The following is a 25,527-nucleotide window of genomic DNA, read 5'->3' as shown; positions in this document are numbered from 1 at the left end:
CGTTACACAGGCACTTGCCAAGTTTTTAACACAAAATCGGTATGTGTTCGAAATAAGCCCATTGAGTATTTGCAAGCAATACCAAATGAAGAGGTAGAATTTAGAACGTCTAGGGTAAGTATAGAACCCACTCAAACTTCTAAAGCCAATGTGATAAATTCAGCCACCACCCTTTCTAAGTGAATAACTCCCCCTTTCCCAAATGTGCCGCCAGGCCCCTTTTTGTCACTATGAAATAGATTCACACTGAGTGAATTCTTTGCAGGCGTGAGCATTGGCCACTTCCATGAAAAGAAATAATCTCTAAACTATTCAATATATTAGACTAAGGTCTAATAATTGCTAGCTTACATACAAAATAAGCATAACAGCTAAGACAGTTAGTGCGGCGTTTGGTAACAGCCACTGAAGTTAAGTTATCAAATAATCACCAAAAGGAAATTAGGAGGTTCACATGCATTCACCAGTCAGTGTTGTCACGATAGTAAAAAGTCGTACAGAAAAACTCTGCAGACTCATTGAACAGCTTGAGTCGTGTAACCCACTACCCGATGAACTTGTCATTGTTTGGATGTGTTCTCCTTCAACGCTTTCATTAGCGAAAAGTGAGAAGTTTAATATCGTACATAAGTTTGTGGCTAACGGGGCGTTACCCATTGCTAGAGCACGCAATCGTGGCTTACAAGAAGCTAAAAGTAATCTTTTAGCTTACATAAATGTCGATGCCGTGGTGGATAAAAACTTCATTGCGAAGGGAATGAATGCATGGTGCCCAGGCTCAGTGGTATATACCAAAGTAACATTCGTTCCAGAGTCGCAATGGACCTTTCCCCACGACACATTATGCCACATTAAAAGCCAAGCATTACCAGACGAAGACAATAACGAAATTCCGTCAAGACAACAGGAAGATGATCATGGAAAGTTTAGTGACGATAGCATTTGTTCTACAGTGTTTTTTATTAGCAAGACAGATTTTAAGAAAACCGGCTGTTTCGATGAAGGTTACGACGGCTTCGGACTAAATGACGAAGACTTTTTTACCAATTGCCGTTCATTGGGCTTTTCTTTAAATCAAATCGAAATGCAGACTTTTGCGCCAGAGCGACCCAATTACCGTTGCCCGATTAACCACCTTCTAGATTTTGTCAGAAACGCTGAGCGTTACCACGCCAAGTGGGGTGTTAACCCATGTATCGATGTGCTAAATGCTTACGCAGAAGCCGGTTATATCAATAAAGATTTTGAAACTGCCGGTATTCATGTACTGCAATTGCCGAAGCGCGAAAAGCCGTCACCTGAAAAAGAAGTTTCATCGCAAGCGCATGATATCCCGCTGATAAAGCAAACTGCTTAAAAATCGTGGTAAGACTGTTCAAGGAGTGACTATGTCTATATTAAAACCTGACCTAGCGCAAAAAGTATCAGCTTTCATCAATCAAGCTGATTATCCCTGTGTAGGAGCCAAAACCGCTCTAAACAAGGGTAAGATTACTGTAAAGCAGTACGATAATTTTCGATGCGACATGAGTGACACCGACATCTTGACGGACATCTACGACTTCATTCATCGCTTTGAGCTAGAAAAAGACATGTATTCTTCTTTGGTACTCACGTTTGAACAACCAGAGATTTTAAGCGAGGTTGCTTTTGATAAATTGATGTGGCGCAAGCTTCAGCAACTTCATGACATCGATACCTGCATGCACGACTGGGATAACCAAGTAGACGAAAATCCGCATAGCCCTAATTTTAGTTTTAGTCTGGGCGGTAAAGCGTTTTTTATCATTGGCCTCCACCCAGGTGCGAAGCGAAAAAGCAGACGCTTTGAGCGCCCCGCGCTAGTGTTTAATCTGCATGAGCAATTCGAGCTACTTCGCGAGCAAGGAAAATTTGAAGATTTAAGGGACCACATTCGTCAGCAAGACGAAGCCTTCTGTGGCTCAAAAAATACCTTATTGCAAAATCATGGTGAGCAATCAGAAGCATATCAGTACAGTGGAAAGCAGCAACCTAAACGTTGGCAATGTCCTTTCCACGCGAGTCAAAACTAATCTAATCTACATTGATTCAAATAAAGAAAATAAAGGGGCAGCAATGCGACAAACCATTCAACCAAGAAGCGGCACGGCATTCACCATAAATAAAGGGGAACGACTTAAGGTTATTGATCCTGAAGGCGAACAAGTTGCCGATTTATATGCTTTTAATGCCCACGATAAATATGAGTTCATGTCGTCAGGCCGTTCGCTAGACTATAATGAAAGCACTCACTTTAAATCAGGATGTAAGCTTTATTCCAATGAAAGTCAGGTGATGTTTGACATTATTGAAGATACGGTGGAAGAACACGATTTTCTTTTAACCCCTTGCAGTGTGGATACCTTCAAACACTTTTATCCCAGTGAAACACCGGTACCTGGATGCCATGGGAACTTAGTGGCCGCATTCGCTGAGTTCGACATTCCTGCACATCATATTGGCACTACATTCAATACCTTTATGAACGTGGATGTAAGCCCCGAGGGGAAAATTGCCGTGCTACCGCCTACGAGTAAAGCCGGTGACTACACTATTTTTGAAGCAAAAATGGACATGATTGTAGGTCTTACTGCATGCTCTGCGGGCGAATCGAATAACTTTCGCTATAAACCTATTCAATTTGAAATTTTACCCGCTTTATAGGTAAGAATAAAAATGTCATTTCATGTGGGTCATGCCACAGTTTAGGAAGACTATACTAAAATGGACACCGCATAACGTACAAATTGCTGGCGATTGTAAAATCACCAGCAATTTCGAATTACATCACCTGTAGACCATGATTTAAGGCGCGAACCTTTTGACGCAGTAAAGTTTCAAAACTAGCCTTGGGGTTTTCATCCCCTTCTCTTGCCGGCCAGTACGCCATTATTTCATACTCGAACGTGGTAGTGGGTTTAAAAGTGATCAAATGATCGAACTCACCTTTAGCTACACCACTAACCTCATGTAGTTGATAAAACACAGCGAGGCCAAGCAAGTCATTGTCACTTAACACACTCTGCTCGCCCCATGTAGCAATAACGCCCCATTCGCCCTCTTCAAATGCGATCTTCGTCATACCGTCATGTGCTACTAATCCTGTAACTATATTTGATGTGGGAGATGACGTATTAACCGTTATACGGGTTGATGCATCCCCAGTATTAATCTTATAACGGGTTACCACATCAACCCCGTCCTCTGAGTCTTCACGTGTACGCCAATTACTGTAGCTAACATCGAAAGCCGCCGTTAAATGGGTGTTCTCAGTTAATACCCAATGGGTATCATCTACATGTTGAAAGTGCATAACCCCCTGTTCAACTTTTCTTCCTAATGCACCCAGCCCTAATGACTTCCCTACTTTCAACGCATCGCCGCCCCAATCTGCAAGTTTATGGTAAGCGTCATAACCGTCATTACCTACATGCGGCAATACCACTTCATCCTTCGTTTTTGCAAAAACGTCGATAGCATTTCGCCAGTCTAGGTAAAGCCGATAGCCTATCTGGTCGTTCTCCCAACCGGGCCCTTCATACTTTAAAAAATATGAGTGATCGGTTAGCTGTGAAGGTGCAGTAAAGGATTCTACAGGCTGAAATGCAAAACCATCTGCAGTATACACCGCGCCTTCCCATTGCCCCCCTGAGCGCACTGATAGCTCAGCGTGGGCGGAATCGGTTACCGCCTCTTTGGTTTGAACCAAAGAGAATGCTTTTTCCTCACCGGGGTTCATCTCGATGTACGCGTACAATGTAGCCTCACCATTGGCGTTCTCACGCCATTCCGATGCCACCTCTTTTAATAACCAACCACGGTACTTTTCTTCCAATGGTATTGAAACCTCTTGAGTGACGCCCCCTCCTTCTGCTGGGTTTTTAACCATCACACTCGGTATATTACTGTTTTTGTCTTTAGAACACGCCGTTAATATTATTGGTAAAATTAATGCTAAACCCATAATAAATCTCATAATTCCATCTCCTATGGCTGGTTAACAATACAATATTTCTTAAACAATATATTGACAAATGCCACCGGTGGCAATTATTTTATAAATTGTTAACTTAATGTGTCAATTTGGTTAGAGTATAAAATCAGATTTTCTGAGAATGAGAGGTAATGAATATGGTGAACTTTAGTTTAGAAGGGAAGACTGCCCTCGTTACCGGAGCGAGTCGAGGAATTGGTCGGGCACTGGCCTTATCGCTAGCTGGCGCTGGCGCCCACGTTATATGCTCAAGTTCGAAAGAAGGTGGATGTGAAAACACCCTTCACGAAATAGATGCAATAGGTGGTAGTGCACAGGCAATCAGTGCTGATTTAAGCGACCTCGACGCAGTAACCAATTTAGCGACGTCAGCCATCGAACATGGTAAACGAGTCGATATATTGGTCAATAACGGCGGAACCATATTTCGAGCTCCAGCGACAGAGTTTCCTTTAGACGCGTGGCAGAAAGTGATGAAAGTGAACCTTGACGCTTCATTTTTACTGAGCCAAGTCATTGGAAAGCATATGATTTCTCATGGCGGTGGCAAAATCATCAATATTGCTTCTATGCTGAGCTTTAGTGGTGGTGTAACAGTTCCGGCCTACACCGCTAGTAAACACGCTATCGCGGGTTTAACCAAAGCGCTTGCCAATGAATGGGGTACTTCAAATATTCAAGTTAACGCTATTGCACCAGGTTATATCAAAACCGATAACACCCAAGTCCTCCAAGACGACGCTAAACGCAGCGCAGAAATTCTCTCACGAATTCCCGCAGGGAGATGGGGCGAAGTTGACGATTTAGCTGGGGCTGTTGTTTTTCTAGCTAGCTCAGCAAGCAATTACGTAAGCGGCCACACCCTCGCAGTGGATGGCGGTTTTCTCGCAAGATAAATGAAGGAAAAGATGATGAATCCAGAAATTGATGTTCGCTATGCTATAGGAAAAAAAGAAGCAAACGCTTATAACACCGAAGAATTACGAGATGCTTTTTTAGCCTCTTCACTCATGTCGAAGGGAGAAGTGGTTTGGATTTACACCCATTATGAACGATTCATGCTGGGGAGCGCAGTACCAACCACCGATGCACTTACCCTTGATACTATTGAAGACCAGTTAAAAATGCCTTATTTCACTGCCCGCCGTGAAGTTGGCATTATCAACATTGGCGGTGCAGGCACGGTCACAGTCAATGGTACTGAGTACCACCTTGCTCCCGAAGAAGCCTTGTATATTGGTAAAGGAAATGAGCAGATTTCTTTTGCGTCTGACGATGCAAATAACCCCGCTAAATATTACATGAATTCAGCGCCTGCTCACCATGCCTACCCATGTAAAAAAGTAGGTAAGGACGATGCCAACGTGCTGCATTTGGGCAGCCAAGAAACTTCTAATGAGCGAGATATAAAGCAATTACTGATTAATACCGTTGTAGACACGTGTCAATTACAAATGGGCCTTACACGCCTTCACAATGGCAGTGTTTGGAACACAATGCCGGCACATCAGCATGATAGAAGGAATGAAGTATATTTCTATTTTGATATGAGCGAAGAAAATCGTGTATGTCATTTTATGGGTGAACCCCATGAAACACGCCATTTGTTCGTTGCAAATGAAGAAGCCATTATATCGCCACCCTGGTCAATTCACTGCGGCGTAGGTACAGGAAGCTATGCGTTCATATGGGGTATGGCGGGTGAAAATCTCGACTACGATGACATGGATAAGTTTCCTCCCTCAGCCTTACGTTAATAAATGGCATGGATAGTATTATGCAGTGTTTTAGCAAGTTTATGATCTTAGTGATGAGCGTATTTGCGCTATTTTCATGCTCTCAGCACGAAAATAGCGGCGAAATCACCGTACTGCGTTTAGGTCATACCCTAGACACTCAGCACTCGGTGCATAAAGCCATGGAGTTTTTGGGTGAACGCCTTGAATACTATTCAGACGGTAAGATGACAGTCATCATTTACCCCGGCAGCCAATTAGGTACTGAAAGGGAAATGATAGAGCTATTACAAATTGGTTCTTTGTCGATGACCAAGGTTTCGGCGAGCCCCCTTGAAGGCTTTTCACCTGACATGAAAATCTTCAGCATTCCGTATATTTTCAAAAACAATGACCATTTTTGGCGAGTGCTAAACAGTGAACTTGGTAGTGATCTATTAAGTGGCGTTGAAGATTTTCGTTTAAAAGGGTTGGGATATTACGATGCAGGAAGCCGAAGTTTTTATACCAACGATCGTCCTATTCGAACACCTAGCGATTTAAAAGGGATGAAAATTAGAGTACTCAATAGCCCTACCGCTGTGGCGACAGTAAGAGCTCTGGGCGGCGCAGCAACACCCGTTTCTTGGGGAGAGCTTTATACTGCACTTCAACAAGGCGTAGTAGATGGTGCAGAGAATAACCCGCCTAGTTATCACCTCTCGAGGCATTACGAAATCGCCAGATACTACAGCTTGGATGAACATACCAGCGTTCCCGACGTTATGCTGTGTTCACTCCACGTTTGGGAAGGCTTAAGCACACAACAACAAGAATGGTTAACCAAAGCAATGCAAGACTCAGTTCAGTTTCAGCGCCAGCTTTGGACAACCTCAACCACTGAGTCACTCGCACAAGTTGAAGCAGAAGGTGTAACCGTTATTCGCCCAGATAAGAAGCCATTCGTAGACGCAGTCGAACCCTTTCACGATAGTTTCACCGGCACCCACATTGGTAAGCTCATTACGCAAATAAAAGCGATGTAAGTTAATGATTATTAAAACGCTAGATAAGTTACTGGCTGGAACCTTAATTGTTGCGATGACAAGTATATTACTCACCGTAATTTGGCAGGTGATATCGCGATATATTTTACAAGATCCGGCGTCAGTGACAGAGGAACTCTCACGTTTCTTTCTCATATGGATAGGCATACTAGGTGCAGCTTATGCCTACCGCCAGCATGCTCACCTTGGGTTTAATTTACTCGTAGAGCGTCAATCCCCCCTAGTAAAGCGCGTTCTGTTAACCCTAGTTGAAGTATGCGTTATCACATTCTGTACGTTGGTAATGGGCTACGGTGGAACTGAATTAGTGATGTTAACACTAGAACTAGATCAAATTTCTGCTGCGTTAGGCATAAAGATGGGGTTGATTTATCTGGTACTGCCCCTTTCAGGCGGACTCATTGTTATTTACAGCATAGTGAATATTTTTGCGCTATGGCATTCACCTGAAAAGGAGCTTAACGAATGGAATTAACAGGCATAGTACTTTTGGTAGCCTTCTTTGTACTCTTACTATTGAATGTCCCCATCTCTATTAGTATAGGCCTAGCTACGCTCATCGCGATGCTGATGAGTATGGATTTGGCGCCAGCAACCATTACTATTGCACAGCGAATGGCTGGAGGGTTAAATAGCTTTGCTCTTTTGGCTATCCCTTTCTTCGTATTATCAGGCCTAATTATGGGACGAGGTGGCATTGCGAAGCGGCTAATCGAATGCGCTATGGCCCTTATTGGCGCCTTACCAGGCGGGTTGGCATTGGTTAACGTGGTGTCTTGTATGCTATTTGGCGCTATATCAGGCTCTGCGGTTGCAGCCACATCTGCTATTGGCAGCTTTATGCTGCCTGAAATGAAAAAAGCAGGTTACGAACCAAACTTCAGTGCTGCGGTAACCGCAGCCGCTTCAACTACAGGGATGCTGATCCCTCCTAGCAATATCCTTATTGTTTATGCTATTGCCAGTGGTGGTGTGTCGATTGCCGCTTTATTCATGGCAGGCTATGTACCGGGAATTATGGTGGGCCTAGCATTAATGATGGTGTGTTTTGGCTACGCCAAAGCCAAAGGTTATCCATTGTCTGCACGACTACCTTTATCAATTGTATTACAAAAAGTGGGAGCTGCCCTGCCCTCTTTGTTTCTCATTGTTTTAGTCATAGGTGGAATTGTGGGCGGTATCTTTACTGCCACAGAGGCAGGTGCGATTGCTGTGGTCTATGCCCTGTTACTTGCGGTCGTTTTTTATCGCGAAGTCGAGGTAAAAGCACTGCCTAGTATTTTATTGAAATCCGCAGAAACCACAGCGATTGTTATGTTATTGATTGCGGCATCTACCGCAATGAGTTGGTTACTGTCGTATGAAAATATTCCGCAAACCTTGAGCAATGCATTGCTGGCAATTAGCGACAACCCCATTCTAATTTTACTATTAATCAACTTATTGCTTATTGTCGTGGGTGCCTTTTTGGATATGACCCCAGCCGTGCTTATTTTTACCCCCATATTTTTACCCGTTGCCGTTCAACTGGGTATGTCTGAGCTACAGTTCGGTATAATGCTGGTGTTGAACTTGTCTATTGGGCTGTGTTCTCCGCCAGTAGGCGCTGTGCTTTTTATCACCTGTGCGATTGCGAAAACAAAATTAGAAAATATTATCAAGCCGTTACTGCCCCTCTACTTTGCCATGTTCGTTGTATTGATGTTAGTCACCTACGTTCCTTGGTTTAGTGAAGCCTTACCTAGGGCACTTGGCTTTTAAAATATGACAACGAACTGGTGTCAAATGGAATGACTTTATTTTATGGTACTATTCATTCAATAATGTTCAGTAAATTCAATACTCAAACTGCGGAAACATACCGATAATGAACAAACGCCCCACTATTAATGATGTAGCCCGCCTTGCTGGCGTATCGAAAAGAACGGTATCTCGGGTCATTAACGGCGCATCTAATGTGGGCAAAGCAACGCGCGAGAGAATTGATGCAGTAATAAAAGAAACTGGCTTTTCACCTGACAAGCAAGCCCGAGGGCTTGCGGCTAGTAGATCATTCCTTATTGGGCTTATTTACGATAACCCCGATGCACTGTATATCGATCAAGTTCAGCGCGGGGTACTAAGCGTTTGTTCAGAAAAAGGGTATGAGCTGGTCGTTCATCCTTGCAACTACAACACTGACGACTTTATCAGTAACTGTATTCAATTCGTTAGTCGCTCTCGAATAGATGGTGTCATTATACTGCCACCGGTATCTGAAGCTAAAGAGTTAGCTGAAACACTCAGAGAAAAGCAGATAAATTACGTTCGGATGGCCTCGGTGGACTTAGATGATCACAGTAACATTGTTGTCTCTGATGATCGGGCAGCCCTTCGAGACTTAGCCCGCTACATGGTGTCTTTAGGACATAGAGACATCGGTATTATTAGCGGTCCACAGCGCTATTACTCATCTAAAGAGCGACTTGAAGGCTTTTTAGAAACATTGAATGACCTGCACGTTGAAGTTCCCATCGACCGCATTATCGAAGGTAAAAACAGTTACGAAAGTGGTATTGAGTGCGCCAGAACCCTACTCATTCAATCTCCCCGTGTGAAAGCTATTTTCGCTAACAACGATGAAATGGCCGCTGGTGTACTCAAGGTCGCACATGAAATGGGCATTACTGTTCCTGATGAATTGTCGGTTGCTGGCTTTGATGACAACTTGCTGGCAGCACGAGTAATTCCTGCATTAACTACAGTACAAAGGCCTGTAGGCGATATGGCCGCGCTTGCAGCTCGAAAGATAATCGCTCAAATTGAAGGCACTGAAGTGAGCGAAACTGAGACCTACTTAGTAAAACCCCACCTTATTATTCGTGACTCTATAAAAAGAGTGTGATTTTTAGCCGCTTAAATTAATAAATAGTTGGTTTTGCTTTACTATGCCACCGGTGGCACGTATATTACAAAGTGTTAAAATCAACCAATCTGTTAAGTCCGTCCGTTAGCCCAAGTTTTTGGTGCTAGTAACGCAAAATCTGAGGGTACGCGATGAGTTTACAAACCTTATTAGTGAAAGTTCATGCCAGTGATAATGTTGCCGTGGCAACACAGGATATAGCCGCACGTACCTTCATTGAAAGTCATCAACTTTTCATCACCGAGCACATCCCTGCTGGCCACAAAGTGGCACTTCACAATATTGCGGTGAATACCCCAGTTGTTAAGTATGGATTTCAAATTGGCGCTGCCACGCAAAGTATTAAATTGGGAGGGCACGTTCATAGCCACAATCTAAAGACAAAACTTGATGGCAGTGAAGTATACGAATACACACCGACACGAGCAGCATTAGCGAAACCTGCCCATATCCCCACTTTTATGGGGTATCGCAGAGAGAACGGTAAAGTAGGTATCCGCAACGAAGTTTGGATCATTAATACGGTGGGCTGTGTCAATCGAACTGCCGAACGCATTGCGCAAGAATGTGAGCGTCGTTACTTTGGTGAATGTGATGGCTTTAGAGCATTCACCCACCCTTTCGGCTGTTCTCAGTTAGGCGACGATTTAGATGATACAAGAACGATACTCGCCTCGCTCGCCTCGCATCCCAATGCCGGAGCGGTTCTGGTTATTGGACTGGGGTGTGAAAACAATCAGCTTAAATCAATGTTACCTGAAATTGATAAGCCCGACTCGAGGCTACGTTTCTACAATGCACAGGAAGTGGAAGACGAGATTGAAGCTGGCGTAGATGCTGTTTATTCCCTATTGAAAACCCTTAACGAGGATAGACGAGAGCCTATTGGTGCAAATGAGTTAGTGCTAGGCATGAAGTGTGGCGGTAGCGATGCATTTAGCGGTATTACTGCAAACCCGACGGTGGGCCGAGTCACTGATTTAACCTGTCAATTAGGGGGCTCGGTTATTCTTACTGAGACACCAGAAATGTTTGGCGCCGAGCAACTCCTGATGAACCGCGCCAAAAACAAGGCTGTTTTTGATGATATAGAAACCTTAATTAACGAATTTAAACAGTATTTTATTGCACACAATCAACCTATTTACGAAAACCCATCGCCAGGTAATAAAGCTGGGGGCCTAACCACGTTAGAAGAGAAATCGTTAGGCGCGGTGCAAAAAGGTGGACAATCAACGGTACAGTCCGTGCTCAATTACGGTCAACCGAGAACAGTTAACGGTTTAAATTTACTACAAGCGCCAGGCAATGATGCAGTCAGTGCAACTGCATTGGCCGCATCTGGCGCACATATAGTTTTATTCACCACAGGTCGAGGTACTCCCCTCGGCTTCCCTGTACCCACAATAAAGATATCCTCAAATTCAGATATCGCTAATAAGAAGCCACATTGGATAGATTTTAACGCCGGTCAGGTGTTGGAAGGCATGTCTATCGATAAGTGTGCCAACGCGCTGCTCCAACAATGTCTTGCAGTAGCATCGGGTCAATTAACCTGCAACGAGAAAAATGGCAGCCATGAAATTGCTATTTGGAAACGTGGCGTCACGCTTTAAGAAGAGATTGTTATGGAATCAATTTTATTACATGAAGACAGACTATTCCCATCTGACTCAGCCACTAAAAAAGTAGCCCGTGCGCTTTACCAAGAAATACGAGATTTGCCAATTATCAGCCCCCATGGGCACACAGATCCGCGGTGGTTTGCACAAAATAAAAATTTTACTAACGCCACTGAGCTATTCATCACCCCTGACCATTATGTTTTCAGGATGTTGTATAGTCAGGGAATCTCACTAGAATCATTAGGCGTTCCTCGGTGGGATGGCGGCGCAACTGAGTCTGACCCGCGAAAAATTTGGCAAATCCTTGCAGACAATTATTATTTGTTTGCTGCTACCCCATCAAGAATGTGGCTAGATACCGTTTTTCATGACGTGTTTGGGCTTACCGACATGTTGTGCAGCAATAACGCCAGCGAATATTACGAGCATATTACCACCAAACTTCAAGACGTCAGTTTCAAACCACGCGCCTTAATGGACAGGTTCAACATAGAACTCATCGCAACCACCGAAGGGGCGCTTGATCAGCTTCCTCATCACGGAGCACTAAAAGGTACGGGGTGGGATAAGCGGGTTATTACCACATTTAGACCCGATGATGTGGTTGATGCTTCACGGGAAGACATCGTCGCCAATATCGAAAAATTAGGAGTGATGACCAACGAAGACACGCAAACTTGGCACGGTTACTTAAACGCTATTCGAGCCCGACGCGCTGTATTTAGAGACCACGGCGCCACAGCCACCGATCATGGTCACCCAACTGCTAATACCGCAGATTTAAGCACTAACGAGTGTATTGCTCTGTTCGATAAGGTTCGCACCGGACAAAGTAATAGCCAGGAACAAGAGCTATTTAGAGCTCAAATGCTAACGGAATTAGCAGGCATGAGCGTTGAAGATGGCATGGTTATGCAAATTCATCCAGGATCGTTTAGAAATCACAATGCTACACTGTTTAACCAGTTTGGTCGTGACAAAGGTCACGATATTCCCATGCAAACGGATTTCGTTCGCGCGCTTCGCCCTTTGCTCTCAAAGTATGGAAATGAGCCTAGCTTAAATATTATTTTATTTACCTTAGACGAAACCACTTATAGCCGTGAGTTAGCGCCGCTGGCCGGCCATTATCCGTGTTTAAAACTAGGGCCTGCTTGGTGGTTTCACGACAGCCCAGAAGGTATGTTACGTTTTCGTCACCAAGTTACTGAAACAGCTGGTTTTTTTAACACCGTAGGTTTCAACGATGATACTCGTGCATTCTTGTCTATTCCTGCCCGCCATGACGTTGCCCGCCGTATAGATTGTCGGTTCTTAGCAGAGTTAGTTGTTCAGCACCGCATCAGCGAAACGGAAGCCGCTAGTATCGCTAAAAAGGTCACATACGATTTCGCGAAACAAGCGTATAAGTTAGGATAAGCATGGAAAAGCAACTTAGTATTAAAACACTCGACCAGCTCAACAGTAATGTTGCCGTTCCAGAGTACGATTTGCTTAATTCACAATGCGGTATTGTACATATTGGCCCCGGCGCCTTTCACCGTGCACATCAAGCCTACTATACTGATTTAGCATTGGCCTATGGTGGAAATTGGCGCATTCACGGTGTATCGATGCGAAGCGATACGCTAAAAAAAGCGCTGGCCCCCCAAGATAACCTTTATTCCCTCGCTGTTGTCGATGATACGCCATCTTTACGAGTGATAGGTGCAATAAAGACCCTCTCAACGCTAAGTGAAGATAGAGATGTCATTACCGCGGCCTTATGTTCGCCAGCCACTAAGATAATCTCTTTAACCGTGACCGAAAAAGGGTATTGCTTAAATAACACCGGCTGTCTCGATGTTGAGAACCCTGATATCCAACACGATCTTGCCAACCCAGACTTGCCTATTAGTGCTGTAGGCCTTATTGCTCAAGCCTTAACAGCGCGGAAATATTCGGGCAATGCCGACGTTACCATCATAAGCTGTGATAACGTAACCGATAATGGCAAGAAACTAGCAAAAGCGGTCATTGATTTTACCTATCACCTTTCACCAGCGTTGGCTCAGTGGATTCAAGACAGCATCGCTTTCCCTTGTACTATGGTAGATAGCATTACCCCAGCGACTGATGATGAAGTAAAAGCTAACGTCAGTGCCAATCTAGGGATTCAAGATGATTGGCCTATACAGCGTGAAATGTTCACTCAATGGGTTATCGAAGACAATTTTTCAGGGCCTCGGCCACCTTGGGGGGAAGTAGGTGTTACCTTTACCAAAGACGTTTTGTTCTTTGAAAAAGCAAAATTGCGGATACTCAATGGTACCCATTCTGCACTGGCTTATGTAGGCCTGCTATTTGGCAAGGAAACTGTCTATGACGCCATTTCCACCCCTGCAATACAGGCGCTAATTAGCGCGCTCTTAGAGAGAGAAATAATACCGTCGATTGAAACCGATAACATTGAAACCCTAAATCAATATGCTGATGACATCGTCGCTCGCTATCACAACAAGCATATTCGTCACATGCTTTCCCAGATTGCGTGGGATGGCTCACAAAAGCTGCCTTTTCGGGTTTTAGACACCATTCGTGACAATCTACATGCCAACCGAGATATTAACTTGCTGTGCGTTCCTATTGCAGCATGGTGTTTGTTTGTTACTCGCAAGGCTAAATCGGGTGACGCCATTACCGACCCAAAAGCGCCCGCACTAATCGACATGGCCTCTCAACATGCCTTCGATCCCGTTGCAGTGACTAATACTTTACTCAATGAAGCCGCAATTTTTGCTGAACTCAGTACAAATTCGGTATTTCGCAGCCATGTATTAGCGCATGTAAAAACACTAAGTGAGTGCTCTTCACTAGGTGTTGATGAAACGTTAAACCCGATTTTGGGAGACCTGTAATGAAACATTCTACTGATAGCATTTGTGAGCTTTATGAGGCTTTAGTATGAAAAGACTAATTATATTTGGCGAGTGCATGGTTGAACTTCGCACTCAACACGGCGATACCATGGCGAAAAGTTTCGCCGGTGATACCTATAATACAGCGGTGTATTTCAAGCGTTGTTTACCCGTGTCATCGATAAGTTACTTAACCGCCATCGGTGCCGATTTTTTAAGTAACGAATTACTACTAAAGATGGGCGAGCACGAGATTAACACCGACCTTGTATTTCGCTCTACTGAGCGCAATTTGGGTTTGTATATGATTCGCAATGATAATCAGGGGGAACGCACTTTTGCGTATTGGCGCGCTCAGTCTGCCGCAACACAAACCATAAACCTCATGCCCGATGATAATATCAATGCCGACTGGTTCTATTTTAGTGGGATCTCTATCGCAATCTTAGACAATGCGCAGCGTGAAAATCTATTTAGTTTAATCAAAAAACTAAAATCACAAGGCTGTAAAATAGCCTTTGATCCCAACTATCGCCCTCGCCTGTGGGAAGATGAAAAAACCGCTCAATATTGGACTACTCAAGCGTACCAAGAAGCCGATTTAGCATTTCCTGGGGCAGATGACCATTTGATGTTGTTCCGCCACACGTGTGCCGATGATATTTTCGCCTATCTTGAGGATAAGAATATTACCGAGGTTGTTATGAAAAACGGCGCGATTGGTGTTCACATTCTTGCACAAAAAGAGCAGTGTATTGTGCCCGTTGAACACGTTAGCGCCGTGGTAGATACGACAGCTGCAGGAGATGCTTTTAATGCAGGCTTTATGGCAGCTCGTTTGTCAGGCAAGCCCGCCGTTGAAAGTGCAAGCTTTGGGGCAAAAGTCGCCGCAACGGTGATTACCTACCCTGGCGCGATTATTCCTTCAGGTATATTTTCAAGTCATATACCGCCACTTAAGTAATAGCCTTTGCCGAATAATCTGATTCCCCACCGCTGCGCTCAATTGAGCGCTTTAAAGGCTATCTCTATAAAAGTAGTTGCTTAGAGGGTGCGCTAACGCTTCCAATTCTCTTACAAAAAACTGGGCGACTTTGGCTGCGCCCACTACATTCAAATGTGTATTATCAACCTTGCCCTGTGGGTATCGCCCATACAAATCGGGCGGAACCTGAATGAAGTATTGTTGGCTTTCAGCCTCGCCTATATTTGCAAAAAAATGACAGGTACGGTGATTCATGGGCACAAATAAAACCTCTTTTTCACGCGCGATACGCTGTGCAGCCGCGGCATAGTCGGTTAACGTTCTTTTAAGCACACCGGCATCCGTGTAATGACGCCGGCAAATAGAACTGGCAATGATGGCGTTGGCGCCTTTGCTTTCCACATCATCAATAAACTGACTTAAGTAGTTGGCATAATCTGTATCAGCACTGGCAAAGCGTGCAGGGTCTTCGCGTTTCTGATCATTGTGCCCAAATTGAATAAGTACATAATCGTTCGCAGATAATGAAGAGAGCACACTATTCCACCTACCCTCATCAACAAAACGTTTTGTGCTGCGGCCATTCGCTGCGTGGTTCTTAATCCTAAGCTGAGGCAACCCAAATTCAGGTAAAATTTGCCCCCAACCTCGTTCGGGATAAGCTACGTTAGGTTTATCCGACATGGTAGAGTCGCCCACCAGATGAAGACTAATTGATGACAGCTGTGTTTCAGCCGTTGCACTGGCCATTCCAATTAACAGCAAAAACGCAATCGTTCGTTTTCGTCTCATGATTTTTACTCTATTTTGTTAGCGTTGCCTTTATTAAAAAAAAGGCCATCAAAATGATGGCCAGGACACAACCGCAGTTAGCGGTTTACACACACTAGGCTAAAGGGAGTAACGCGCCCCTAAGAAAAACTGTCTACCCGTATGGTTGTACTCGCGTACAAGATTCAGTGAGCCATCACCTGTGGTGAACAATCGCTCATATTCATCAGTAAGATTAATCACTTCAAAGGTGAAAGTTAACGCTTCATTGAGGTTATAGAACGATGAGAAGTCTACTTGGGTAGGACCAGTCGTGCCATGAGCGACGTTTCCATTACTTCCTGTAAAATCAGTTAGATAGTCATCTCGCTTATTGACCGACACACGAGCACCGTAAACATCTGTTTCATAATAAAGCGTGAAGTTGTAAGACGTCTCACTCATTCCTTCAATATCATCGGCATTCACATGGGTATAGTTAGACACCACCCCCATATTTTCAAACATGCCAGGTAAGAAGCTTAAGGGTTGCTGATAAATAAGTTCGTAACCACTGATACTGCGCTCTTCTGCATTATTAGGGCTGCTGTGCTCATACGCCACCTCACGAGGATCTAACGCTATTTGCGGGTCGTACTGAGCATCATTATCGATAAAGTCGAAGTAAGCAGGGTCGACAAACCGCTCTTCCGATGCACGCACTATCCAGTTGTCAATGTCTTTATAGAAAACCGTAGCGGCTAATAACGCCTCATCGTCAAAGTACCACTCAACACCGAAATCCACGTTGTTTGATGTAAATGGGTCTAAGAAAGGGTTACCTACCGATACTGAGCCATTTATATAGTCGAAACTCGGATTACCTGGGTTCAACGAGTTTAGGCTAGGACGCGTCATCGACTGGGTTACTGCAAGTCGAACCACTACATCATCGGTGGCTTCTAGCGCTAAATTTACAGCAGGAAGGAAATTGCTGTAGTCATTCTCAATTTGAACGGTTTCTCCCTGAATAAACCCTTCAGACGTTGTAGTCGTTTTTACGTATCGCACACCGTAATTGGCACGTAGTAACATATCTGAAATGTCGTAGCTTGTGTCCATTTCCAAATACAAAGCGCTAGTTTCTTCTCCTACTTGCCAACTTTGAGCTGAGCGAGGTGTCCAAACCACATCCAACAAATTGGCATTTATTGCATCAAAATCCGCAACAAGGAAAGGCTCAAGTGGACCATCAAAACCACTTCCAAAATCATCAACCGGCATCATTTCGGCGTAACCTACGGCTGAGTCTTGATCAGGGAAACCGTTGATTTGTTCTTCAGCATAGGTCACCACTCTATCGTTATACGCAAAACCCGTTTTAATGGTTACTTCATCACCAAGGTAGGAAACGTCAACTTTAAATGTGTCATTTTCGCGTTCAACATCAGTAGCCCGTAAGCGTCCATCACTGAGGTTATAGTTACTGGCATCGTTAACATCGTAACCATAAGTAATCTCTGGCGCATTAGCATTGTTAGTAAAATCGAAGCCATATGATGTGCTTTCTAACAATGTCATGTTGTACCGGTACTGCTCGGAGCGAGCATCTGACTCAGCGGTGCCAAACATCGCTTCTACGCGAAGATTATCAAGAGCAAACCACTCACCTGACAAAACAAACTGGCTAAAATCAGTCGTCGATTCTTGTAATCTACTTTCAATTCTTGATTTTATGCCCTCATAAGAACCTGCAAGTACTTGCTTGCCATTCGGGTGTACCGTAATTGCTGTAGGAGTGATTTCATCGAACGTACTTCTAAACATGTGGAAAAAGTTATACATCGTCCGCGTGTTTTCTAGCGATGACACCAAACCATCAAGCGTAAATGTTAAATCTTCACTTGGCGCCCATTGAATAGAGCCAGTAAATCCTACTCGCTCTTGTTCGTTGCCAAAGTAATCAGGACGAGGTAATCGTGGTGTCCATAAACAATTAAGTGGATCTACCGCTTCATCGTTATCTGTACAACTTCCTACATCGGGTGTACCTGAAACAACCGTATCAGACGTATCTGCATATAAACCGCCCCCGTCTCGAACTGGAGTAGTCCAACGAACAGTACCGAAGCCTTCTTGGCGAACAGTACGTTCAGACAGTGCAGCAGAAAAAAGCACACCAATTTTGTCGTCAGCGAATCGGTTTGAAACCATAAATGCTGCGCGAGGATCGGTTTCTTCGGTAATGCTGTTGTATCCACCTTGTACCGAAGTGACTAGTTTAAATCCTTCATAATCGAAAGGCTTGGCAGAATATAAATCGACAGTACCGGCAATCCCCCCCTCTTCCATTGAAGCTGTTGGAGATTTCTGAATATCGACTCGGTTAAATAGTTCAGAAGCAAATACGTTAAAATCGAACCCGCGACCACCATTAACACCGCCACCAGAATCGGTGCCATCTGTACTCGCGGGCACTTCCATCCCGTTTAATGTGGTGCGGGTAAATGAAGGGCTAAGGCCACGCAACGTTATTTGTCTTCCTTCTCCACCCTCTCTAGAAATAGCCACACCTGGAACGCGTTGAATAGACTCAGCGATATTCAAATCGGGAAACTTACCTATGTCTTCAGCAACGATAGATTCTTTATTATTAACTGAAGTACGCTTCTCCATAAGCGACTTATTCAGCGAGCCGCGAAATCCTGAAACTTCAATAATCTCTAGGTTTTCGTCCTGTAGTTTGGCGCCTTCGTTAGCGACTTGTTGAGCATTCACGTGAGCACCTGACAACGCTAACGCAACAAGTACAGCAAGCTGTTTTCTTCTAAGTACCATGGTTGTTTCTCCGGTTTTTATATTTTATTGAGGTGCAGGAATTACAACGTCATGCCGTGTGGCTCTTTCAAAAAATAGACACTGCCAGCCTTTTGCCACCGTGAAACATTTCATTTACAAACTGAGTAAATATACGGTAGCACAGACGACTTATCAATTATCTTCAAAGCCTTTAATCATTCCTGTTAACTTCACACCAATTAACTTCTAGTTTTAAACTTCCAGCATTCCTAACCCGATAAATTTTAGGGCCTGTAGGGCAATACAGTATGTATTTCTTAAATACACATACCTTCTCGGGGAAACATAAATCATGTATAAATAGCAACATGATTTACATTTGATTTACATCCTATATTCAAATGCTACCGGTGGCAACAATTTTTACTAAATTATCATTTCACTGTTAACATTTCAGCTACAGCCCTTTAAAAATGGGCGACGACTGCAATAGCGCCTGAAAGTAACCAAAATAACTATTATTCATTTTTTTCAATTAGTTAACTCATTTAAAACAGCAACAGCACTGCGTAAACAATCTGTTAAAAATGGGGTATTTTTTTCGTTGACAGAGTAATAAATGCGCCTCATTATGCTACCGGTAGCATTTATCGTTTCAACATTGTTTTAAGGTCATATTATGATTAAACGTATTGCCAAAGTGGTTTCGATGGCCACTGTATTACTTGTCTCTCCTCTTATTGTTGCGCAGCCTTCAGCCTTGGATAACACCAAACCATGGTCGCAACGGATGATTGAATCTGAAATGGTGCGTTTTCCAGAAGCGTGGCAAATAGATTGGGATGAATCAGCGCAGTGGGATTATGTTCATGGCCTGAACCTTCTAGCAGTCTCTAAGGTGTACCAGCATACGAAAGACCAACGCTATTTAGACTACATACTTGGCTACTACGACATGCTAGTGAATGACGATGGGAGTATTAATACTTACGATATAGAGAAATACAATATTGATATGGTCAATCCAGGAAAGGTATTGTTTTTCCTATACGAAGAAACTGGTCAACCTAAATATAAAAAAGCAGCTGATTTATTAAGAAAACAACTTGTTAGCCATCCAAGAACCAACGAAGGCGGTTTTTGGCACAAAAAGCGTTACCCAGAGCAAATGTGGTTAGATGGGCTTTATATGGGCGCTCCATTTTATGCTGAATATATCGTTCGATATGGCGACATGGCAGAACTTGACGATGTTTTTCTTCAATTCGAACTTATAGAAGCGAACTTATACGACGAAAAAACTGGATTACCTCGTCATGGGTGGGACTCATCAAGAGCCCAAAAGTGGGCGGATGAAACTACCGGTTTGTCGGCGCATCATTGGTCACGGGCGTTAGGGTGGTATGCCATGGCAATGGTTGATGTTTTAGAAATTGTGCCAGCAAAGCACCCTAAATCGGCATGGCTGAGATCAAAGTTCCACACCTTTATTGATGCAACTTTAGCCTATCAAGATACAACGGGCGCGTGGTATCAAGTTACCGATCTTGCAGAGCGAGAAGGGAATTATCTAGAAGCCTCTGGGACGTCGATGATCACCTACGCTATCGCAAAGGGTGTTGCGTTAAAACTGTTACCAGAACATTACCGAGACCACGCAGAAAAAGGATTTGCAGGACTTATTGATCAGATGATTTCCGTAAACCCATCGAATAATATCATCAGCTTAAACCAAGTTTGCGCTGTTGCAGGACTTGGCGGTAAACCTTATCGAGATGGCTCTTTTGATTACTATCTTAGCGAGCCTATTCGCGCTAATGACGCAAAAGGCGTAGGTCCATTTATTCTTGCTGCATTATACCTAGGCAAGTAATTCTGATCATTATGTTGTGTTGCCCCACGGAGTTTTTATGACATTAAATAAACACCGCCGTCATCTTTTGAGAGCTGGGTTGGCCGCTACGTTAGCCCCTGTTATCCCATTTTCAGCAGGCTGTTCTGTATCCGCCCCAAGTACGACAAGAAGCCAAGCACAATGGGATAAAGAGGCCCTGTTAATTAGAGACCGTATAGCCCGGCCCACCTTTGCAAATAATACCGTGCTTATTGAGCAGTTTGGCGCCTTACCCAATGCACTAAGTAGCGACAGCCTACCCGCTCTTAATGCGGCTATAGAGCATCTCGTATCAATAGGGGGTGGTATGGTTGTGGTGCCAAAAGGGGAATACTTTTGCAAAGGGCCTATTCACTTAAAATCCAATATTAATCTGCATATCGAAAAAGGAGCCACACTTCACTTTTCTACCGATAGTCAAGACTACAAGCCCTATGTACACACCCGTTGGGAAGGCATGGAATTAATGGGCTACTCCCCTTTAATTTACGCTTTCAAGCAGAAGAATATTGCCATTACTGGTGAAGGCACATTAGATGGAGGCGCTTCTGCCGATAATTGGTGGCCTTGGAAAGGAAAGTGGAAAACCTCTGAATGGGGCGATCATGCCGTTGAGAATCAAAAATACACCAGAGATATACTCCAAGCTATGGTTGAAGATGGCATTCCTGTTTCTGAACGAGTATTTGATGAGAACTATCTTCGCCCTCCTTTTATTCAACCTTACTTATGTGAAAACGTGCTCATCGAGGGAGTCACGATACTTCGCTCTCCCTTTTGGTTGGTTAACCCTGTGTTATGTAAAAATGTGACGGTAAGCAATATTTACTGCCAAAGTTTTGGCCCAAATTCAGACGGGTGTGATCCAGAAAGCTGTACTGATGTTCTCATACAATCTTGTGTCTTTGACACTGGTGATGATTGCATTGCCATCAAATCGGGACGAAATGCAGACGGCCGACGGCTAAATCAACCGAGTGAGAACATCATCATAGAAGATTGCGAAATGAAAGCCGGTCATGGCGGGATAGTCATTGGGAGTGAAATCTCCGGCGGGGTTCGCAACCTTTATGCACAGCACTGCGTGATGAGTAGCCCTAACTTAGACAGAGGTATACGAATTAAAACCAACAGTATACGAGGCGGCCATCTTAAAAATTTAAATTATCGGCATATCTCGATTGGCGATGTAAAAGACGCGATAGTAGTGAACTTCTTTTATGAAGAAGGGGATGCTGGGAATTTCCCACCGAAACTAGAGGGGATTACGGTAGAACATTTGACGGTAAAACGAGCAGACAGAGCTTTTATGTTAAGAGGTTATGACCATACTCCAATTACGGGGTTGTCCCTGCACGATATCTCTATTGCCTCTGTTGAACAGCCATCTATTATTGAGAACGTGAAGGCAATAGACACCTCTAATATTGTCATCGCAGGAAAGAAAGTGGGTTTACGTGATGCTTAAAAGGCTATGCGTTTTAATCGAAAGTGAATGGCAGGAGCGGATGTACATAGCATTCTTTATGGCTAGCTTTTTTTCACAAAGGCGGTTGGCCCTGCTTTGTTTATGCTTTATAAGTTGCGCTCAAGCAACGCAACAGCCCGACGCGAATGCGCTCGTTAGCCAAGTTACACTTAATTCCCACCTTCCCCAATACACACGTGTGACTGATGCACTTAACGCTATTCCTACTCAGCATTCTGGGACGTGGGTCATTGAAGTTCAGCCTGGCATTTATCAGGAATCGATAGTTATTCAAACACCCGACATCCACGTAAGAGGCGTAGACAGAAAAACGACTAAAATTGTCTTTTCGCGGTACGCTGGTCAAGCAATACACCCAGATACCGATGAAGTTTTTGGCACTCGAAGAACAGCCACCGTCGAGATAACCGCATCAAACGTTCATCTTTCGAACCTAAGCATACTGAATAGCTTTGACTATCCCGCCAATGAACTTCGCTCACAAGATGATCCTAATCGAGTATCAGGTACCCAAGCGGTCGCGTTAAAAACAGCAGTAACTGCAGATAAAACCTTTTTAGATAATATTGCGCTTTGGGGCTATCAAGATACGCTTTATCTCAAAGGAAACAGAGCCTACATAAAAGGAGGCTTAGTGGCGGGCCATATCGATTTTATCTTCGGCGGTGGCACCGCTTTTTTCGATGGCGTAGATGTTGTCTCGCGAAAACGACATACAGGGAATGGCATTACAGGCTATATCACGGCGCCAAGTACACTTAACACTCGACCATTTGGCTTTGTGTTCTTTAATTGCACCTTAGCTCGCGAAGCCGGCGTACCCAACCATTCCGTTGCCCTTGGGCGCCCTTGGCATCCTACTACCACCTTTTCCGATGGAAAGTATGCGTCGCCTTACGCTATTGGACACTCACTTTATATCAACACCTATATGGATACCCACATTGCAACAAACGGTTGGAGTAGCATGTCGGGTAAGACAAAAGAAGGTGATAAAAAATTCTTTAATCCGCTTACCGATGCTAGGTTTGCTGAATTTAAAAGCCATGGCCCTGGCGCAATTGAAAACGAAGCTCGCCCTACCCTTACTAACGTAGAAATTCTTTTTTATAGTAAAGCAGCCATTTTACAAGACTGGCACCCCATGTAAGCACAACATCTACTACTTGTGGCTAATTCAGAAGATCTTAAATTGCGTAAATGCTTGGTATCAATTATCTTTTAGATACTCTAAGAAAAACGTTATTTTTATGTCCATTCGCATACGGTACACGCTAGCGCTGCTTCTCATTGCCTGTCTTGTTACGGCATCTGTATTCACAATGCGAACACTGCTGATCGGTCAGCGTCTTGATGCTGAAATTATCAATATTGCGGGGCAGCAGCGAATGCTCTCTCAACGCATTGCCCTACTCGTACAAAAAATAAATGCCTGTGGTGAAGACAGCGCATCGTCTACCGACATATTTGAAACGGCCATTAATACCTTTTCAAGTAATCATCAAAAACTAATCTCTTTGCCCTCTTTACCAGACTCTATCTCCAATATGTATTTCGGTACTAGCCAGCTTGATGCAAAGGTTAATCAATATATTGCACAAGCAAGGGCACTTGTGAATTCACCCCAATGTTCTTCTTCAATTGTTATTACTATAGAACAAGCCACCAGGCTGCTAAAGCAACTTAATAGTGTGGTTTATATGTTCGAACAAGAGGCGAAAAATCATGTTGATAAGGTCTCGTCTCTTGAATTCTATTTGTGGCTTGCCACTATATTCTTACTAGGGGTTGAAGCTTTTTTCATTTTCGCGCCCATGGATAGAAAAATAAAAAATACAATACAGCATCTATATGAAGCCTCTGAAAAAGCAGAAACAGAAGCGCAAAAGGCACAGGAAGCCAATAGAGCTAAATCCGAGTTTCTATCGAGTATGAGTCACGAATTACGAACACCAATGAATGGGTTGTTTGGCATGATTGAACTTGCGATGGATAACCCAAGCAAGAGTGAAAATTACTTAAGAAAGGCCAAAACCGCTGGACGGCAACTGCTTACCCTTATTAACGACATTCTCGATTTATCAAAAATCGAAGCGGGAAAAATTGTCGTTGAAAAAGGCCCTGTCGACTTGCTCCAACTGCTTGATGAGGTGGTATCTATACAGCGTATTTATTGCCAGAACAAAGGCTTAGATTTTTATTATAATAAACAGCAAACGCTAGCGCCCATTATTCAAGGTGACATCACCCGTATTGCACAAATCTTACATAACCTATTAAGTAACGCCATTAAGTTCACCGAGTCAGGTAGCGTAACCTTATCGGTTAGCCAGGCTGCCACGGCGAGTGGCAATACCTTGCTATTTTCGGTTAAAGATACCGGTATTGGTATTGATTCCGATAAATTGTCGTCCATCTTTCAAAAATTTGAGCAAGCGGATCAATCTACCACCCGCCATTATGGAGGCACTGGGCTAGGGCTAAGTATTGCCAAAGAATTAGCACAATTAATGGACGGTAATATTTTAGCCACCTCAACCTTAGGCGCGGGTAGTGAATTTACGCTAACCCTTCCAGTGATTGAAGAGTCTCTGCCTTCCATCAAGGTTAAAACTGATGCCACATTGCGCTGCGCTATTGTGGACGACTTGCTTACAAGCCGAGAATATCTAGAACACGTGGTTGCCGCAATGTCGCTTATTCCAACGTCGTATTCAAGCGCAAAGGACTTTCTGGAAGATACGCCCAACAATTACGATGTTATTATTCTCGATTTAGCGATGCCAGAGATGAGCGGCGTTGATTTGTTACGAGAATTAGTAAAATCAGATATCTCGCCATTTCCAAAAATCATTTTGATTTCAGCAGAGCTTGAACGATTAGATTGTGAAGAGGCCGTGAAAGACCTTATTTGGCGCTCACATGCAAAGCCGATCATCCGCAAAGATTTAGAGCTCGATTTACAAAACCTAGTGTCCCAAGCGAGCAAGCCAATCGGCTTCCCCAATAAAGCAGCGCCTAGGTTGCGCATTCTTATTGCAGAAGATAATGATATTAACGCCGAAATTGTAAAGGCAATGCTTGAAGGCGAAGGTTTTAAAATTGTGCATGTGAAAGATGGAGAGCAAGCCGTTGCAGCCTGCGCCAAAAACTTGTTCGACTTCATATTGATGGACTGCAACATGCCTGTAATGGACGGCATTATGGCCGCTAACATCATTCGAAACGAATTAAAGGTACACACCCCTATCGCCGCTCTTACTGCCAACGCCTTCCCTGAAGATAAAGAAGAATGTTTAAATGCAGGCATGAATGATTTTCTTACCAAGCCATTAGATAAAGAGCTTCTGCTTTCTAGTATTAAGCAATTTACGCAAAAGTGGTAA

20 protein-coding genes are annotated in these 25,527 nt (G+C 43.8%); 17 read left to right on the top strand and 3 right to left on the bottom strand.

The window, feature by feature from the left end:
- Nucleotides 1-454 precede the first annotated feature (454 nt).
- The 3 genes from KYS23_RS09360 to KYS23_RS09350 are packed head-to-tail and all read left to right on the top strand — an operon-like array spanning nucleotide 455 to nucleotide 2,685.
- Nucleotides 455-1,357: a glycosyltransferase family 2 protein gene (locus KYS23_RS09360; protein ID WP_218418454.1), complete on the top strand. Its 903-nt coding sequence runs from the start codon at nucleotides 455-457 to the stop codon at nucleotides 1,355-1,357.
- Nucleotides 1,358-1,388: 31 nt separating this feature from the next.
- Complete coding sequence (gntA, locus tag KYS23_RS09355) at nucleotides 1,389-2,054, top strand: guanitoxin biosynthesis heme-dependent pre-guanitoxin N-hydroxylase GntA (RefSeq protein WP_159531637.1); 666 nt, start codon at nucleotides 1,389-1,391, stop codon at nucleotides 2,052-2,054.
- Nucleotides 2,055-2,097: 43 nt separating this feature from the next.
- Nucleotides 2,098-2,685: a DUF1989 domain-containing protein gene (locus tag KYS23_RS09350; RefSeq protein ID WP_218418453.1), complete on the top strand. Its 588-nt coding sequence runs from the start codon at nucleotides 2,098-2,100 to the stop codon at nucleotides 2,683-2,685.
- A 118-nt stretch (nucleotides 2,686-2,803) separates the two neighbouring features.
- Here the strand turns inward: KYS23_RS09350 and KYS23_RS09345 are convergent, their stop codons facing one another.
- Complete coding sequence (locus KYS23_RS09345) at nucleotides 2,804-3,997, bottom strand: DUF4861 family protein (protein ID WP_159531641.1); 1,194 nt, start codon at nucleotides 3,995-3,997, stop codon at nucleotides 2,804-2,806.
- A 155-nt stretch (nucleotides 3,998-4,152) separates the two neighbouring features.
- Between KYS23_RS09345 and kduD the strand changes: the two genes are divergently transcribed.
- From kduD to KYS23_RS09295, 10 genes are all read left to right on the top strand, one after another.
- Nucleotides 4,153-4,911, top strand: coding sequence for a 2-dehydro-3-deoxy-D-gluconate 5-dehydrogenase KduD (gene kduD / locus KYS23_RS09340; protein ID WP_218418452.1), 759 nt, complete (start codon nucleotides 4,153-4,155; stop codon nucleotides 4,909-4,911).
- A gap of 15 nt (nucleotides 4,912-4,926) precedes the next feature.
- Nucleotides 4,927-5,772, top strand: a complete 846-nt coding sequence (gene kduI / locus KYS23_RS09335) for a 5-dehydro-4-deoxy-D-glucuronate isomerase (protein ID WP_218418451.1) — start codon at nucleotides 4,927-4,929, stop codon at nucleotides 5,770-5,772.
- 20 nt (nucleotides 5,773-5,792) lie between these two features.
- The gene (locus tag KYS23_RS09330) at nucleotides 5,793-6,776 is read left to right on the top strand and encodes a TRAP transporter substrate-binding protein (RefSeq protein ID WP_159531647.1); all 984 of its coding nucleotides are present in this window, start codon (nucleotides 5,793-5,795) and stop codon (nucleotides 6,774-6,776) included.
- Nucleotides 6,777-6,780: 4 nt separating this feature from the next.
- Nucleotides 6,781-7,272, top strand: coding sequence for a TRAP transporter small permease (locus tag KYS23_RS09325; protein ID WP_159531649.1), 492 nt, complete (start codon nucleotides 6,781-6,783; stop codon nucleotides 7,270-7,272).
- Nucleotides 7,263-8,558, top strand: coding sequence for a TRAP transporter large permease (locus tag KYS23_RS09320; protein WP_218396699.1), 1,296 nt, complete (start codon nucleotides 7,263-7,265; stop codon nucleotides 8,556-8,558). Before KYS23_RS09325 ends, KYS23_RS09320 begins: the two co-directional genes overlap by 10 nt.
- A gap of 106 nt (nucleotides 8,559-8,664) precedes the next feature.
- Entirely contained in the window at nucleotides 8,665-9,681 is a 1,017-nt protein-coding gene (locus KYS23_RS09315) for a LacI family DNA-binding transcriptional regulator (RefSeq protein ID WP_159531653.1), read from the top strand.
- Between the two features lie 152 nt (nucleotides 9,682-9,833).
- A complete protein-coding gene (locus tag KYS23_RS09310; RefSeq protein WP_159531655.1) occupies nucleotides 9,834-11,318 on the top strand; it encodes a UxaA family hydrolase in 1,485 nt (494 codons plus the stop codon).
- Between the two features lie 12 nt (nucleotides 11,319-11,330).
- Nucleotides 11,331-12,746, top strand: a complete 1,416-nt coding sequence (gene uxaC, locus KYS23_RS09305) for a glucuronate isomerase (RefSeq protein ID WP_159531657.1) — start codon at nucleotides 11,331-11,333, stop codon at nucleotides 12,744-12,746.
- 2 nt (nucleotides 12,747-12,748) lie between these two features.
- Nucleotides 12,749-14,224, top strand: a complete 1,476-nt coding sequence (locus KYS23_RS09300; RefSeq protein ID WP_218418450.1) for a mannitol dehydrogenase family protein — start codon at nucleotides 12,749-12,751, stop codon at nucleotides 14,222-14,224.
- Between the two features lie 46 nt (nucleotides 14,225-14,270).
- Complete coding sequence (locus KYS23_RS09295) at nucleotides 14,271-15,188, top strand: sugar kinase (protein WP_159531661.1); 918 nt, start codon at nucleotides 14,271-14,273, stop codon at nucleotides 15,186-15,188.
- 51 nt (nucleotides 15,189-15,239) lie between these two features.
- On the opposite strand, the gene KYS23_RS09290 is transcribed toward KYS23_RS09295, so the two are convergent.
- Nucleotides 15,240-15,959: a rhamnogalacturonan acetylesterase gene (locus KYS23_RS09290; protein WP_373996591.1), complete on the bottom strand. Its 720-nt coding sequence runs from the start codon at nucleotides 15,957-15,959 to the stop codon at nucleotides 15,240-15,242.
- Between the two features lie 141 nt (nucleotides 15,960-16,100).
- Entirely contained in the window at nucleotides 16,101-18,797 is a 2,697-nt protein-coding gene (locus KYS23_RS09285; RefSeq protein WP_218396695.1) for a TonB-dependent receptor, read from the bottom strand.
- Between the two features lie 640 nt (nucleotides 18,798-19,437).
- Between KYS23_RS09285 and KYS23_RS09280 the strand changes: the two genes are divergently transcribed.
- The 4 genes from KYS23_RS09280 (at nucleotide 19,438) to KYS23_RS09265 (ending at nucleotide 25,527) form a co-directional block, all read left to right on the top strand.
- A complete protein-coding gene (locus KYS23_RS09280; RefSeq protein WP_159531667.1) occupies nucleotides 19,438-20,631 on the top strand; it encodes a glycoside hydrolase family 88/105 protein in 1,194 nt (397 codons plus the stop codon).
- Nucleotides 20,632-20,668: 37 nt separating this feature from the next.
- On the top strand, nucleotides 20,669-22,120 hold the full coding sequence (locus KYS23_RS09275; protein ID WP_159531669.1) for a glycoside hydrolase family 28 protein: 1,452 nt from the start codon (nucleotides 20,669-20,671) through the stop codon (nucleotides 22,118-22,120).
- Nucleotides 22,121-22,160: 40 nt separating this feature from the next.
- A complete protein-coding gene (locus KYS23_RS09270; RefSeq protein ID WP_218418449.1) occupies nucleotides 22,161-23,291 on the top strand; it encodes a pectinesterase family protein in 1,131 nt (376 codons plus the stop codon).
- A 100-nt stretch (nucleotides 23,292-23,391) separates the two neighbouring features.
- A complete protein-coding gene (locus KYS23_RS09265; protein WP_218418448.1) occupies nucleotides 23,392-25,527 on the top strand; it encodes a response regulator in 2,136 nt (711 codons plus the stop codon).

Source organism: Alteromonas lipotrueae, from assembly GCF_019249255.1.
GTDB classification, from domain to species: Bacteria; Pseudomonadota; Gammaproteobacteria; order Enterobacterales; family Alteromonadaceae; genus Alteromonas; species Alteromonas lipotrueae.
Note: the sequence above shows the minus strand (reverse complement) of the source record. Positions and strands in the feature narration are given on the sequence as shown.

Excerpts from the sequence above, each read along its gene's own strand:
- KYS23_RS09345 (WP_159531641.1), bottom strand. The coding sequence starts at position 3,997 with ATGAGATTTATTATGGGTTTAGCATTAATTTTACCAATAATATTAACG.
- KYS23_RS09310 (WP_159531655.1), top strand. The coding sequence starts at position 9,834 with ATGAGTTTACAAACCTTATTAGTGAAAGTTCATGCCAGTGATAATGTT.
- KYS23_RS09290 (WP_373996591.1), bottom strand. The coding sequence starts at position 15,959 with ATGGCCAGTGCAACGGCTGAAACACAGCTGTCATCAATTAGTCTTCAT.
- KYS23_RS09315 (WP_159531653.1), top strand. The coding sequence starts at position 8,665 with ATGAACAAACGCCCCACTATTAATGATGTAGCCCGCCTTGCTGGCGTA.
- gntA (WP_159531637.1), top strand. The coding sequence starts at position 1,389 with ATGTCTATATTAAAACCTGACCTAGCGCAAAAAGTATCAGCTTTCATC.
- KYS23_RS09295 (WP_159531661.1), top strand. The coding sequence starts at position 14,271 with ATGAAAAGACTAATTATATTTGGCGAGTGCATGGTTGAACTTCGCACT.
- KYS23_RS09275 (WP_159531669.1), top strand. The coding sequence starts at position 20,669 with ATGACATTAAATAAACACCGCCGTCATCTTTTGAGAGCTGGGTTGGCC.
- kduI (WP_218418451.1), top strand. The coding sequence starts at position 4,927 with ATGAATCCAGAAATTGATGTTCGCTATGCTATAGGAAAAAAAGAAGCA.
- uxaC (WP_159531657.1), top strand. The coding sequence starts at position 11,331 with ATGGAATCAATTTTATTACATGAAGACAGACTATTCCCATCTGACTCA.
- KYS23_RS09320 (WP_218396699.1), top strand. The coding sequence starts at position 7,263 with ATGGAATTAACAGGCATAGTACTTTTGGTAGCCTTCTTTGTACTCTTA.
- KYS23_RS09270 (WP_218418449.1), top strand. The coding sequence starts at position 22,161 with ATGTACATAGCATTCTTTATGGCTAGCTTTTTTTCACAAAGGCGGTTG.
- KYS23_RS09280 (WP_159531667.1), top strand. The coding sequence starts at position 19,438 with ATGATTAAACGTATTGCCAAAGTGGTTTCGATGGCCACTGTATTACTT.
- kduD (WP_218418452.1), top strand. The coding sequence starts at position 4,153 with ATGGTGAACTTTAGTTTAGAAGGGAAGACTGCCCTCGTTACCGGAGCG.
- KYS23_RS09265 (WP_218418448.1), top strand. The coding sequence starts at position 23,392 with ATGTCCATTCGCATACGGTACACGCTAGCGCTGCTTCTCATTGCCTGT.
- KYS23_RS09330 (WP_159531647.1), top strand. The coding sequence starts at position 5,793 with ATGCAGTGTTTTAGCAAGTTTATGATCTTAGTGATGAGCGTATTTGCG.
- KYS23_RS09350 (WP_218418453.1), top strand. The coding sequence starts at position 2,098 with ATGCGACAAACCATTCAACCAAGAAGCGGCACGGCATTCACCATAAAT.
- KYS23_RS09325 (WP_159531649.1), top strand. The coding sequence starts at position 6,781 with ATGATTATTAAAACGCTAGATAAGTTACTGGCTGGAACCTTAATTGTT.
- KYS23_RS09300 (WP_218418450.1), top strand. The coding sequence starts at position 12,749 with ATGGAAAAGCAACTTAGTATTAAAACACTCGACCAGCTCAACAGTAAT.
- KYS23_RS09285 (WP_218396695.1), bottom strand. The coding sequence starts at position 18,797 with ATGGTACTTAGAAGAAAACAGCTTGCTGTACTTGTTGCGTTAGCGTTG.
- KYS23_RS09360 (WP_218418454.1), top strand. The coding sequence starts at position 455 with ATGCATTCACCAGTCAGTGTTGTCACGATAGTAAAAAGTCGTACAGAA.